The organism is Pseudomonas sp. PSPC2-3 (assembly GCF_049898265.1).
GTDB lineage: Bacteria > Pseudomonadota > Gammaproteobacteria > Pseudomonadales > Pseudomonadaceae > Aquipseudomonas > Aquipseudomonas veronii.
Genome location: NZ_JAFCXJ010000001.1, coordinates 157,437 through 170,331 on the forward strand (window position 1 = coordinate 157,437; position 12,895 = coordinate 170,331).

General features: G+C 62.9%; 11 protein-coding genes. 8 read left to right on the forward strand and 3 right to left on the reverse strand.

All coding sequences use genetic code 11. The features are described from left to right. The first annotated feature begins 145 nt into the window (after positions 1–145). From ACP7E3_RS00700 to yccS, 7 genes are all read left to right on the forward strand, one after another. Entirely contained in the window at positions 146–1,588 is a 1,443-nt protein-coding gene (locus ACP7E3_RS00700) for a TldD/PmbA family protein (protein ID WP_046381792.1), read from the forward strand. Next, the gene (locus ACP7E3_RS00705; RefSeq protein WP_126585130.1) at positions 1,588–2,904 is read left to right on the forward strand and encodes a TldD/PmbA family protein; all 1,317 of its coding nucleotides are present in this window, start codon (positions 1,588–1,590) and stop codon (positions 2,902–2,904) included. The genes ACP7E3_RS00700 and ACP7E3_RS00705 overlap by 1 nt, the downstream gene beginning before the upstream one ends. Before the next feature lie 234 nt (positions 2,905–3,138). Next, positions 3,139–4,029 (forward strand): alpha/beta fold hydrolase, encoded by an 891-nt coding sequence (locus ACP7E3_RS00710; RefSeq protein ID WP_017844942.1) that lies wholly within the window; start codon positions 3,139–3,141, stop codon positions 4,027–4,029. A 35-nt stretch (positions 4,030–4,064) separates the two neighbouring features. Beyond that, on the forward strand, positions 4,065–5,492 hold the full coding sequence (gene mdtD, locus ACP7E3_RS00715; protein ID WP_017844943.1) for a multidrug transporter subunit MdtD: 1,428 nt from the start codon (positions 4,065–4,067) through the stop codon (positions 5,490–5,492). 131 nt (positions 5,493–5,623) lie between these two features. Next, on the forward strand, positions 5,624–6,961 hold the full coding sequence (gene dbpA, locus ACP7E3_RS00720) for an ATP-dependent RNA helicase DbpA (RefSeq protein WP_232566626.1): 1,338 nt from the start codon (positions 5,624–5,626) through the stop codon (positions 6,959–6,961). Between the two features lie 150 nt (positions 6,962–7,111). Next, on the forward strand, positions 7,112–8,290 hold the full coding sequence (locus ACP7E3_RS00725; protein ID WP_046487938.1) for an NAD(P)/FAD-dependent oxidoreductase: 1,179 nt from the start codon (positions 7,112–7,114) through the stop codon (positions 8,288–8,290). 161 nt (positions 8,291–8,451) lie between these two features. Continuing rightward, entirely contained in the window at positions 8,452–10,635 is a 2,184-nt protein-coding gene (yccS, locus tag ACP7E3_RS00730) for a YccS family putative transporter (protein ID WP_108524899.1), read from the forward strand. Positions 10,636–10,639: 4 nt separating this feature from the next. Here yccS and ACP7E3_RS00735 read toward each other — a convergent pair whose 3' ends face one another. Next, a complete protein-coding gene (locus ACP7E3_RS00735) occupies positions 10,640–11,377 on the reverse strand; it encodes a substrate-binding periplasmic protein (RefSeq protein WP_046487940.1) in 738 nt (245 codons plus the stop codon). Between the two features lie 202 nt (positions 11,378–11,579). Between ACP7E3_RS00735 and ACP7E3_RS00740 the strand changes: the two genes are divergently transcribed. After that, positions 11,580–12,032, forward strand: coding sequence for a GNAT family N-acetyltransferase (locus ACP7E3_RS00740; protein ID WP_017844948.1), 453 nt, complete (start codon positions 11,580–11,582; stop codon positions 12,030–12,032). A gap of 35 nt (positions 12,033–12,067) precedes the next feature. Here the strand turns inward: ACP7E3_RS00740 and ACP7E3_RS00745 are convergent, their stop codons facing one another. Together ACP7E3_RS00745 and ACP7E3_RS00750 are read right to left on the reverse strand one after the other, a co-directional pair. Then, positions 12,068–12,364: a winged helix-turn-helix domain-containing protein gene (locus ACP7E3_RS00745; RefSeq protein ID WP_046381788.1), complete on the reverse strand. Its 297-nt coding sequence runs from the start codon at positions 12,362–12,364 to the stop codon at positions 12,068–12,070. 19 nt (positions 12,365–12,383) lie between these two features. Further along, entirely contained in the window at positions 12,384–12,884 is a 501-nt protein-coding gene (locus tag ACP7E3_RS00750) for a M48 metallopeptidase family protein (protein ID WP_411220667.1), read from the reverse strand. Positions 12,885–12,895 lie beyond the last annotated feature (11 nt).

Here is a 12,895-nt window from a genome sequence, read left to right on the forward strand (position 1 = left end):
CATTCAAAATGTGGGAGGGGGCTTGCCCCCGATAGGGCCCGACCCAACACCGCAAACCTTACGCCTACACTCTCCTTGATCCGCTCCCCAGCCCAGGCCTACTCTGTTCGTCTGCCCGCGCTGAGCCGCCCACAAGGAAGGCCCCATGTTCGAACACCACGCCACACTCAAAAAGCATTTCAGTGCCCTGCGCACCACCGCCGAGTTTTTCTCCCTGCGTTACGTGCGCGAATCCGGCCACTACCTGTCGGTGCGCAAGAACGTCGCCGCACCGCCGCACCTGAACCACGACGAAGGCGCCATGCTCACCGTGCGCGTCAACGGTGTCGAAACCTACGCCGCGACCCACGATATTTCCCTGCCCGGCCTGCAAGCCGCGCTCGAGCGTGCCGAACAGCAAGCACGCCTGATAAAACCCCACGCCCTGCTCGACCTGCGCGAGCAACACGTGTCCAGCGACGTCGCCGATTACCTGTCGCCCCACCTTGAGCAAGCCTTCCCCTCCTTGAGCGACTGCTACCAATTGCTCGGCGCTGAATCTGCAGCCGTGCCCCGGGACGAGCGCCTGGTGAACTGGGAAGTCAGCCTCGGCCTGAGCCACGTCGAACAGATCTACCTCAACAGCGCCGGCGCGGAACTGCGCCAGGCCCAGCGTTTTGTGTTCCCTGGCGTCAACGTCACGGCCTACGACGGCAACGACAGCCAGTCGCGCACCCTCGGCGGCAGTAACTTCGGCCAGCAAGGCGGGTTTGATGTGATCGAGCGCTTCGGCCTGGTCGGCGCCGCGCCGCGCATCGCCGACGAAGCCCTGCAACTGCTGCTGGCGCCGAACACGCCGCAGGGCCCGCGCGACCTGCTGTTGATGCCCGACCAGATGATCCTGCAGATCCACGAATCAATCGGCCATCCGCTGGAACTCGACCGCATCCTCGGTGACGAGCGCAATTACGCCGGCACCAGTTTTGTGAAGGCCAGCGACTTCGGCCACCTGCAATACGGCTCCAAGCTGCTCAACGTGACCTTCGACCCGGACATCCCCGAACAACTGGCCAGCTACGGCCACGACGACGACGGCACCCCGGCCAGCAAACAATTCCTGATCCGCGAGGGGCTGCTGCTCAAACCGCTGGGCGGGGCGTTGTCGCAATTTCGCGCGGGCATGAGCGGCGTCGCCAACAGCCGCGCCAGCAGCTGGAACCGCCCGCCGATCGACCGCATGGCCAACCTGAACATCGAGGCCGGCGACCAGAACCTGGCGCAACTGATCGGCGGCATCGAACACGGCATCCTGATGTCGACCAACCGTTCGTGGTCCATTGACGACGCGCGCAATAAATTCCAATTCGGTTGCGAATGGGGCCAGTTGATCGAAAACGGCGAACTCAAAGGCGTGGTGAAAAACCCCAACTACCGCGCCATTTCCGCGCAGTTCTGGCGCAAGCTCAGCGCCGTGGGCGACGCCAGCACCTTCCAGGTGTTGGGCACGCCGAACTGCGGCAAAGGCGAGCCCAACCAGGTGATCCGCGTCGGCCATGCCTCGCCCGCCTGTGTATTCAGCCATGTCGACGTATTTGGGGGAGACGCCTGATGAACAACTTCAAGGCATTGGTGGAGTGGCTCAAGCAGGCCCTCACCGACAAAGAACAATTTCACCTGGGCTACGCCGCGGAATCTTCCGAATTCGTGCGTTTCAACCACGCCAAGGTGCGTCAGGCCGGGCAGGTGCAACAGGCCAGCCTGACCCTCAAACTGATCAACGATGGCCGCCACGCCGACCTCGGCATCACCCTCGGCGGCGAGCCGGCGCTGGACCGCCAGCGCCTCGCCGCTGGCCTGCAACAGCTGCGCGAAACCTTGCCGTTGCTGCCGCACGATCCGTACCTGTTGCTGAACCACAACGCCTGGCAGAGCCAAAACGAACAGGCCCGGCCGCTGCCCGAGCTGGGCCAGGTGCTGGAAGACATCAGCCAGGCGGCACACGGCGTCGATCTGGTCGGTTTCTACGCCGCTGGCCCGATCAGCCGTGGCTTCGCCAGTTCGGACGGCGCGTTCGGCTGGCATCAGGCCAATAGTTTCAACTTCGACTTCAGCCTGTTCCACGCCAACGGCGAAGCGGTCAAAGCCAGTTACGCCGGCAATGAATGGAACAGCGCCGAGTTCGCCCGCCGCTTCCAGCAGGCTCGCGAACAGCTGGAATTCCTCGGACGGCCACTGCACAAGCTGGCGCCCGGCGAGTACCGCGCCTACCTGGCGCCGGCGGCCCTGGAAGAAATCATCAGCATCATCACCTGGGGCGGTTTTTCCGCCCAGGCCATCGCCAGCAAAAGCAGCTCGCTACAGCGGCTGTATGCCGGCGAGCAGGCGTTGAGCACGCTGGTGACGGTGGATGAGCACATCAGCGGTTCCCTGAGCCCGGCGTTCTCCAGCGAAGGCTACCCGTGCAGTGACGTCACGCTGATCAACGCCGGCCAGGGCGCCGGCCAACTGGTCAATTCGCGCAGCGCCGCCGAATACGGCCTCAGCACCAACGGCGCCAGCAGCGACGAGTCCCCCAGCGCGTTGCAGATGGCGGCGGGCAGCCTGGCCCAGGCCGATATCCTCAAGCAATTGGGCACCGGGCTGTACATCAGCAACCTGTGGTACCTGAACTACTCCGACCTGCCGGCAGCGCGCCTGACCGGCATGACGCGGTTCGCCACGTTCTGGGTGGAAGACGGCGAGATCAAGGCGCCGGTCAGCACCATGCGCTTCGATGACAGCGTCTACAGCCTGCTCGGCTCACAACTCGAAGCGCTGACCGCAGAGCGCGAACTGTTGCTGTCGGCCAGTACCTACAGCCAGCGCAACACCGCGTCCAATCTGTTGCCGGGGGCATTGGTCAAGCGCCTGACCCTGACCCTCTGACCGACAGTAGTCTGCTTGTGGGAGGGCCCCCTCCCACATTGTTTTGTGTTGATTTCAGACGTCTTGTTTCGACATGTCCTACAGCTAAATCAGACCTCTCTCACCGCCCGCCCAAGGCCGGTTGTCGCCTGTAAAAAACCCCGTTATAACGGTTAGTGGCACCCCGCCACCTAACCCACGTGCCCGCACGTGATGCATGACCTCGCCCGGGAAAAGGCAAGCTGGAGCACTGACATGAACCATGGAAGTTTTGTCATAGAAAAGCTGTTCAAGCACTACAACGTTCATGTTGAGCAACTAGGTCACCATCCGCAAAAGAAAACCGTGCTGATGGTCAATGGCGCGCTATCCACCACGCGCTCCTTCGCCCGCACCAGTAAATGCCTGGCCGAGCATTTCAATGTGCTGCTGTTCGATTTACCGTTCTCCGGCTATTCACGCGAGCACAACACCGACCTGGACCTGGTGACCAAGGACGACGAAGTGCAAATCCTGCGGGCGCTGGTGGAGCGCTTCCAGGTCAACCACCTGGTGTCGGCCTCGTGGGGCGGCATCTCCACGCTGCTGACCCTGGCACACAACCCGCCCTCCATCGAAAGCTCGGTGGTGATGGCGCTGGCGCCGAACCTCAACCAGGCGATGCTCGACTATGTGGAGCGGGTGCGCGTGCTGATCGAAGCCGACGACAAATCCGCCGTCGGCCATTTGCTCAACGACACCGTGGGCAAATACCTGTCGCCGCGACTCAAGCGCAATAACCATCGGCACCTGTCGAACATGGCCACCACCGAATACCGCCAGGCGCGCTTTCATATCCACCAGGTGCTGGCGCTGGGCGATGGCAACTACCTGCCACAGCTCAGCCGGATCGAAACGCCGGTGCATTTCCTCAACGGCACGCTGGACGAATACACCCCGGCCGCCGAGGCCCGACTGTTCCAGCACTACGTAGGCCGCAGCAGCTTTGCCGTCGCCGAACATACCGGGCATCTGCTCGACCTGGAGTCCCGCGAAGCGGCGCGGGCGGTACATCGCGCGCTGCTGGACTTCCTGGTGGGCGAGCACGCGATGTTGTCGGATGTAGACGAACCTTCAGTGGGAAAAGGAGCGACGAATGGCGCATAATCGCCGACACATAGCCTCCTAACAAAAGGGATCCCATGCCAAATCGCGCCCCTCTCGATGCCAAGACCGCCCGCTGGCTCCCCTGGGTGGTCGCGATTGCCTTCTTCATGCAATCGCTGGATGGGACGATTCTCAACACGGCACTGCCGGCGATGGCCCGGGACCTCGCGGAAAACCCGCTGCGCATGCAAGGGGTGGTGATCGCCTACATGCTCACCGTCGCCTTGCTGATCCCGGCGTCGGGCTGGATCGCCGACCGCTTCGGCACCAAGAAAATCTTCTTTGGCGCGATCATGCTGTTCAGCATCGGCTCGCTGCTGTGCGCGCTGTCCAGCAGCTTGACCATGCTCGTCGGCGCGCGGGTGGTCCAGGGCCTGGGCGGTGCGCTGATGCTGCCGGTCGGCCGGCTGGTGGTGCTGCGCGCTTATCCGCGCTCCGAGCTGGTGCGGATCATGGGCTTCATCACCATCCCAGGCCTGCTCGGTCCGTTGCTCGGCCCGACCATGGGCGGCTGGATGGTGCAATACCTGACCTGGCACTGGATCTTCCTGATCAACCTGCCGGTGGGCATGATCGGCTGCTACGCCGTGTGGAAACTGATCCCCGACCTGCGCGGCAGCGAGCGCACGCGGTTCGACGGCATCGGCTTCCTGCTGTTCGGCGCGGCGATGGTGTTGATCACCATCGCCATGGAAGGCCTGGGCGAATTGCACCTGCCGCACCTGCGGGTAATGTTGCTGCTGTTCGGCGGGCTGGCCTGCCTGGCGGCCTATTGGCTGCGCGCCGGGCATATCGATAACCCGCTGTTTGCGCCGGCGCTGTTCAAGACCCGTACCTTTGCGGTGGGCATCCTGGGCAACCTGTTCGCACGCCTGGGCAGCGGCGCCTTGCCGTTTCTGGTGCCGTTGCTGTTGCAGGTGGCCTTGGGCTATTCACCGTCCCAGGCCGGGATGAGCATGCTGCCCCTGGCGGCGGCGGCGATGCTGGCCAAGTCGGTTGCACGGCCGTTGATCGAACGCCTGGGCTACCGCGTGGTGCTGACCGGTAACACCCTGGCCTTGGGCCTGATGCTGGCGAGCATGGGCCTGGTCAGCGAACAGACGCCCTACCCGCTGCTGCTGGGCATGTTGGCGATACTCGGGGCGATCAACTCCTTGCAGTTCACCGCGATGAACACCGTTACCCTGATCGACCTCGACGATGCCCAGGCCAGCAGCGGCAACAGCTTGCTGTCGGTGGTGGCACAACTGTCCCTGAGCCTCGGCGTAGCCTGCGCCGGTGCGCTGCTCGGCGGGTTCACCGCCGAATCGGGCAATGACGGCGTGAGCACAGTACTCGGCGCCTTCCAGCTGACCTTCCTCACCGTGGGCATCATGGCAATGCTGGCGGCGGCGATCTTCCTGCAACTGTCGCCAAAAGACGGCAAACGCATTGGCAGCCGCGAACACGACATCGAACACTAGCAGGCGTCTCGTCGAGAACTTGCAGGGAAAATCCCACGAGACTGCTACACTGCGCGACATTTTGTTTTTGCAGAGCCAGTCCCGTGACCACCATCGCCACCGCTTTTAATACGTTGCCGCTCTCCGCCGCCATGCTGGCTAACCTCGACTCGCTGGGTTATGCCGAGATGACGCAGATCCAGGCGCAGAGCTTGCCGGTGATCCTCAAGGGGCTGGACCTGATTGCCCAGGCCAAGACCGGCAGCGGCAAGACGGCTGCGTTCGGCATCGGCCTGCTGAACCCGATCAACCCGCGCTACTTCGGCTGCCAGGCCCTGGTGATGTGCCCGACCCGCGAGCTGGCCGACCAGGTGGCCAAGGAAATCCGTCGCCTGGCCCGCGCCGAAGACAACATCAAGGTGCTGACCCTGTGCGGCGGCGTGTCCCTCGGCCCGCAGATCGCCTCCCTGGAACATGGCGCCCACGTCATCGTCGGCACCCCGGGCCGCATCCAGCAACACCTGCGCAAGGGTTCGCTGGTGCTCGACGGCTTGAACACGCTGATCCTCGACGAAGCCGACCGCATGCTCGACATGGGTTTCTACGACGCCATCGAAGACATCATCAGCAAGACCCCGGCCCGCCGCCAGACCCTGCTGTTCTCGGCCACCTACCCGGTGAGCATCAAGCAGTTGGCCTCAAAATTCATGCGCGCGCCGCAGCAAGTGAAGGCCGAAGCGTTCCACTCCGATGAGCAGATCGAGCAGCGTTTCTACGAGATCTCGCCGGAAGAACGCATGGAGGCCGTCACCAAAGTCCTCGCGCATTTCCGCCCGGCCTCGTGCGTGGCGTTCTGCTTCACCAAGCAGCAAGTGCAGGAAACCGTCGACCACCTGACCTCCAAAGGCATCTCCGCCGTCGGCCTGCATGGCGACCTGGAACAGCGTGACCGCGACCAGGTGCTGGCGATGTTCGCCAACCGCAGCACCTCGGTACTGGTCGCCACCGACGTCGCTGCCCGCGGCCTGGACATCGATTCGCTGGACATGGTGATCAACGTCGAACTGGCCCGCGACTCGGAAATCCACATCCACCGCGTCGGCCGCACCGGCCGTGCCGGTGAGACCGGGATCGCCATCAGCCTGGTGGCGCCGTCCGAAGCGCACCGCGCCCAGGCCATCGAGCAACTGCAGAAGTCGCCGCTGAACTGGGACCAACTGGACAACCTCAAGCCACAGAGCGGTGGCCCGCTGCTGCCGCAGATGAGCACCCTGTGCATCGCCGCCGGCCGTAAAGACAAGGTCCGTCCGGGCGATATCCTCGGCGCACTGACCGGTGAAGCCGGCATTCCGGGGGCCCAGGTCGGCAAGATCGCGATCTTCGATTTCCAGGCGTTTGTGGCCGTGGAACGCAGCGTCGCCAAGCAAGCGTTGCAGCGTTTGAACGACGGCAAGATCAAAGGCCGCTCGCTGCGCGTGCGGATCCTGTAAAAAACCCACCACCCTTGTAGGAGCGAGCTTGCTCGCGAAAAACCTCAACGATCACGCTGCGCTATCAGGTAGCCCGTGTCGTCTATGGGGTTTTCGCGAGCAAGCTCGCTCCTACAGGGATCGTACTGATTCATAGATGAGGACACCGTTGTGCGCTCGACCGAAGTTGTGATCATTGGCGCCGGCGCCGCAGGCTTGATGTGTGCTCTGACCGCCGCCGGACGTGGGCGCAAGGTGATGCTGATCGACCACGCGAACAAGGCCGGCAAGAAGATCCTGATGTCCGGCGGCGGTCGCTGCAACTTCACCAATATGTACACCGAACCGGCGAACTTCCTCTCGCACAACGCGCACTTCTGCAAGTCCGCCCTGGCCCGCTACACCCAATGGGACTTCATCGGCCTGGTGGCCAAGCACGGCGTGCCGTACCACGAGAAGAAGCTCGGCCAGTTGTTCTGCGATAACAAATCCAGCGACATCCTCGGCATGCTGCTCGACGAGTGCATCCAGACCGGCGTGAGCCTGCACCTGGACACCTCGATCGAAACCATCGCCAAGCTCGACAGCGGCTACCAGTTGCAGACCACCCTGGGCGAGTTGCGCTGCGAATCCCTGGTGATCGCCACCGGCGGCCTGTCGATCCCGACCCTCGGCGCGACCGGCTTCGGTTACCAGGTGGCCAGGCAATTCGGCCACGAACTGCTGCCGACCCGCGCCGGGCTGGTGCCGTTCACCATCACCGACCAGCTCAAGGAGCTGTGCGGCGAGTTATCCGGCACGTCGGTCGATTGCCTGGTCAGCTGCAACGGCCAGAGCTTTCGCGAGAACCTCCTGTTTACCCATCGCGGCCTGAGCGGGCCGGCGATTCTGCAGATTTCCTCCTATTGGGAGTCCGGCGACACGGTCGAGATCAACCTGCTGCCCGACCACGACGCCCACGCCTGGCTGCAACAGCAACAAGCCGAGCGCCCCAACAGCGAGCTGAAAACCCTGCTGGGTGAAATCTTCACCAAGAAGATGGCCAACCTGCTGGCAGAAACCTGGTTCGTGTCCAAGCCGATGAAGCAGTACACCCACGCCGAACTGGCCGACATCGCGCAAAAACTGGCGAGCTGGCAATTGGTACCGGCAGGCACCGAAGGTTATCGCACCGCCGAAGTGACGCTGGGCGGCGTGGATACGCGGGAAGTGTCGTCCAAGACCATGGAATCGCTGAAAAGCCCGGGCTTGTACTTCATCGGTGAAGTGCTGGATGTGACCGGCCACCTCGGCGGCTTCAACTTCCAGTGGGCCTGGGCTTCCGGCTACGCCGCCGCGCAATATGCCTGACACAACGCGGTAAAAATGTGGGAGGGAGGGCAAGCCCCCTCCCACATTTTGATTTTCAGTGTGCCCGGGAGAAATTTTGTGCAGTGATGTGATCACCACCCTTGCCGCAGCGTCCTTGATAGCTCAATTTAGCGGCATCGTCCCGGAAGACTCCAGCCTTCATGTCATCGACCTCGTTCAAGCAGTCCATGCGGCGCCTATGGGCACTGGATAAATTCAGTTACAGCGTTCGGGTATTCATCGCCCTCACCGGCAGCATGACGCTGTGCTGGTATCAGGATGAAATGACACTGCTGATCCCGCTGTTCCTGGGGATTATCGCCAGTGCCCTGGCCGAGACCGACGACAGTTGGCAAGGCCGCCTCAACGCCCTGGCGGTGACGCTGGTGTGTTTCAGCATTGCCGCGCTGTCGGTGGAGCTGTTGTTCCCCTACCCCTGGGCCTTCGCGGTCGCCCTGGCCCTGGCGAGTTTCGGCCTGACCATGCTCGGCGCCCTCGGTGAGCGTTATGGCGCGATCGCGTCGGCCACCTTGATCCTGTCGGTCTACACCATGATCGGCGTGGACCAGCGCGGCGGTGCCGTCACGGATTTCTGGCACGAACCGCTGCTGCTGGTGGCCGGCGCCGCCTGGTACGGTGCGCTGTCGGTGCTGTGGCAGGTGCTGTTTTCCAACCAGCCGGTGCAGCAGAGCCTGGCGCGGTTGTTTCGCGAGTTGGGGCATTACCTCAAGCTCAAATCGTCGCTGTTCGAGCCGATCCGCCAGTTGGACGTGGAAGCGCGCCGCTTGGAGCTGGCCCAGCAAAACGGCCGGGTGGTGGCCGCGCTGAATGCGGCGAAGGAAATCATCCTGCACCGCGTCGGCAATGGCCGGCCGGGCTCCAAGGTCAGTCGTTACCTCAAGCTGTATTTCCTGGCCCAGGACATCCACGAACGCGCCAGCTCGTCGCACTATCCCTACAACGCCCTGGCCGAGGCCTTCTTCCACAGCGATGTGCTGTTCCGCTGCCAGCGCCTGCTGCGCCAGCAAGGCAAGGCCTGCGAGGCCCTGGCCGAATCGATCCAGCTGCGCCAGCCGTTCATCTATGACGCCAGCTTCGCCGAAGCCTTGGGCGACCTGAACGCCTCCATGGAACACCTGCGCATCCAGAGCAACCCGGCCTGGCGCGGCCTGCTGCGTTCCTTGCGTGCGCTGGCGGCCAACCTGTCGACCCTCGACCGCCTGCTGGGCGACGCGAGCAACCCGGACGCCCTGGCCGACGCCAGCGACAGCAACCTGCTTGACCGCGCCCCACGCAACCTCAAGGAAATGTGGACGCGCCTGCGCACCCAGCTCACGCCGACTTCGCTGCTGTTCCGCCACGCCTTGCGCCTGGCCCTGGCGTTGACCATCGGCTATGGCACCCTGCATGCGATCCACGCTTCCCAGGGCTACTGGATCATCCTCACCACCCTGTTCGTCTGCCAGCCCAACTACGGCGCCACCCGGCGCAAGCTCGGCCAGCGGATCATCGGCACAGCCATCGGGCTCACCGTGGCCTGGGCACTGTTCGACCTGTTCCCCAGCGCCCTGGTGCAGTCGATGTTCGCCATCGCGGCGGGCCTGGTGTTCTTTATCAACCGCACCACCCGCTACACCCTGGCCACCGCGGCGATCACCCTGATGGTGCTGTTCTGCTTCAACCAGGTGGGCGATGGCTACGGGCTGTTCCTGCCACGCCTGTTCGACACCTTGATCGGCAGCGTGATTGCCGGCCTGACCGTGTTCCTGTTCCTGCCGGACTGGCAAGGCCGGCGCCTGAACAAAGTGCTGGCCAATACCCTGACCTGCAACAGCATCTACCTGCGCCAAATCATGCAGCAATACGCCGCCGGCAAAAGCGACGACCTGGCTTACCGCCTGGCCCGACGCAACGCGCACAACGCCGACGCGGCGCTGTCCACCACCCTGGCGAATATGCTGATGGAGCCGGGGCAGTTCCGTAAGGAGGCCGACGTGGGCTTCCGCTTCCTGGTGCTGTCCCACACCTTGCTCAGCTACCTGTCGGGGCTCGGCGCGCACCGCGAAACCCAACTGCCGGCCGACGTGCGCGAGCACTTGATCGACGGCGCGGGGAAAACCCTGGCGGCGAGCATCGACGAAATCGCCACGGGGCTGGCCAATAAACAGCCGATCTCGATTCAGAGCGATGCCGAGGAAGCCTTGGCTGCGGAGCTGGAACAGATGCCGGATGAGATCGATGAGGGGCAACGTCTGGTGCAGACGCAACTGGCGTTGATTTGCCGGCAGTTGGGGCCGTTGCGCACCCTGGCGGCCCACCTGATCAAAGACACCAGCGCGGCGTAGGCCACTACATGCCGTGCTGCTTCATCAACCGCGCATAACTGCCGTCGGCCTTCATCTTGGCAATCTCGCGGTCAAAACCGGCAACGATCTGCTCATGCTCGGGGTTCTTCAGGCTGACCAGAATATGCAGGCTGTTTTCACTCAACGGCTGCGGCAAAAACTCCACCGCATTGCGCACCCGCGCCGACTCCTGCGCCAGGTAATAACGGGCAACGAATTCGTCCTCCACCGTCAGGCGTACCCGACGCGCAACGAGCATCCGCACCGCCATGGCGAAGTTGTGTACCGGGACTTTCTGTAACTGCGTGTCCTGGTCGAACGCCGCGGAATACGCATACCCCCGCACCACGGCGATGGGATAGTTGTGCAGTTGCTCAAGGTTCTGGAACTCGATCGGGTCGTCGCGACGCTTGATAAAAACCAGGCGGTTGATCAGGTATTCAGCGGAAAACTGCCCCAGGCGCGTGCGGGCCTCGTCATACCAGGCGTTGACCACCACGTCGTAGCGCCCATCGCCGACCCCCATCAACGCCCGAGCCCAGGGCACCTGCTCGAAATCACTGGCATAACCGGCGCGGGCCAAGGCTGTGCTGACAATATCGGTAGCCAGCCCGCCATTGATCAAGGTGGCATCGGTAAAGGGTGGCCAGGCATCCGCCACCAGGCGCAGACGCTGTGCGAACGCCGGCTGGGCCAGCAACAACATTCCAATCAAAGCAACGGCACGAGAAAATCGCGGCATGCTTAAAGTCCTTGGCAGGCAGGCGGTGGCCCTGGCTCAGGCGGTACCTGAGGATGTAACAGTAGCTCAGATTACACAAAGAACCCGCCGCTGAATGCATACAATGATGGCAGATTGACGTCACTGTTCCAAACAACCGATTTAGACAGAAGTGCCCGCCGCGCTTACTATCCGGGACAGACACTTCCAAGAGAATCACACCATGACAGTCGAATGGGTCTGCAAACATCACAACGACCTGGGCAAGGAGCAGCTGTACGCCATTCTGCGCCTGCGCAGCGAGGTCTTCGTTGTCGAGCAAAAGTGCGTCTACCAGGACATCGACGGGCAGGACCTGCAAGGCGATACCCACCATCTGATGGCCTGGAAAGGCGATGACCTGGTGGCCTACCTGCGCCTGCTGGACCCGGAGACCCAGGCCGGGGATGTGGTGATCGGCCGGGTGATCGTGGCACCGATGGCACGCGGCACCGGGCTGGGGCATCTGCTGATGGAAGAAACGCTCAAGCAGATTGACGATATCTGGCCAGAGACGCCGATCTTTCTCTCAGCCCAGGCGCATTTGCAGGGGTATTACGCGCGGTATGGTTTTTTGGTGGCGGGTGAGGAATACCTTGAGGACGACATTCCGCACATCGGCATGCGGCGCGCCTGATGGCCCCATCGCGTCAGCCCAGCGACCGCCAAGCCTCAGGGATAACCCAAAACCTGTTTGATCGACGCCAGATTCGCCTCGATCCACCGCCGATCGATCGCGCCCCAGTCGCGAATCCGATAGCACCCCGCATGATTGCGCGCGCCGTCTTCCTGCTCGAACTCGCAGACGATATCCAGATCCGCCAATGCCGCAATCGTGTCCTGCGCGGTGCGCCGGGGCATGCCCGTCACCTCGGTCAGCGCCGGCACGCTGCTGGCCTGCTCGCTGTCGATCAGATACGCCACGTACAGGCGGCGGTAGAAGCTGCTTTTGGTCTTGCTCACATCCATGGTCAACCGCCTTGGAAAGTCAGGGTTTGCCCTGCAGGTCGCGATACGTGAGGTACACGCGCAGGTCGAATTCCACCTGATGGTAGCCCGGCATCATGTACTCACAGAGTTTGTAGAACGCTTTGTTGTGGTCCGATTCCTTGAAGTGCGCCAGTTCGTGTACCACGATCATGCGCAAAAATTCCGGGGCGGCCTCCTTGAACTGCGCGGCGATCCGGATTTCTTTCTTGGACTTCAGATTGCCGCCCTGCACCCGCGAAATCGTGGTGTGCAGGCCGAGGGCACGGTGGGTCAGGTCGAGGCGGTTATCGAACAGCACTTTGTCGATAGCCGGCGCGTTGCGCAGGTGCTCCTGCTTCAAGGCCAGCGCGTAGGCATACAGGGCCTTGTCGCTCTGCACGGCGTGACGTTCGGGGTAACGCTGCTCCAGGTAGGCGCCCAACTGGTCCTTGGCGATCAGTTGGCGCACTTGCTCCTGAAGGGCAGCGGGATAGGCCTGGAGGTATTTCAGCGCGGTCATTGAGGTCTGCA

Excerpts from the sequence above, each read along its gene's own strand:
- ACP7E3_RS00700 (WP_046381792.1), top strand. The coding sequence starts at position 146 with ATGTTCGAACACCACGCCACACTCAAAAAGCATTTCAGTGCCCTGCGC.
- ACP7E3_RS00705 (WP_126585130.1), top strand. The coding sequence starts at position 1,588 with ATGAACAACTTCAAGGCATTGGTGGAGTGGCTCAAGCAGGCCCTCACC.
- ACP7E3_RS00710 (WP_017844942.1), top strand. The coding sequence starts at position 3,139 with ATGAACCATGGAAGTTTTGTCATAGAAAAGCTGTTCAAGCACTACAAC.
- mdtD (WP_017844943.1), top strand. The coding sequence starts at position 4,065 with ATGCCAAATCGCGCCCCTCTCGATGCCAAGACCGCCCGCTGGCTCCCC.
- dbpA (WP_232566626.1), top strand. The coding sequence starts at position 5,624 with ATGCTGGCTAACCTCGACTCGCTGGGTTATGCCGAGATGACGCAGATC.
- yccS (WP_108524899.1), top strand. The coding sequence starts at position 8,452 with ATGTCATCGACCTCGTTCAAGCAGTCCATGCGGCGCCTATGGGCACTG.
- ACP7E3_RS00735 (WP_046487940.1), bottom strand. The coding sequence starts at position 11,377 with ATGCCGCGATTTTCTCGTGCCGTTGCTTTGATTGGAATGTTGTTGCTG.
- ACP7E3_RS00740 (WP_017844948.1), top strand. The coding sequence starts at position 11,580 with ATGACAGTCGAATGGGTCTGCAAACATCACAACGACCTGGGCAAGGAG.
- ACP7E3_RS00745 (WP_046381788.1), bottom strand. The coding sequence starts at position 12,364 with ATGGATGTGAGCAAGACCAAAAGCAGCTTCTACCGCCGCCTGTACGTG.
- ACP7E3_RS00750 (WP_411220667.1), bottom strand. The coding sequence starts at position 12,884 with ATGACCGCGCTGAAATACCTCCAGGCCTATCCCGCTGCCCTTCAGGAG.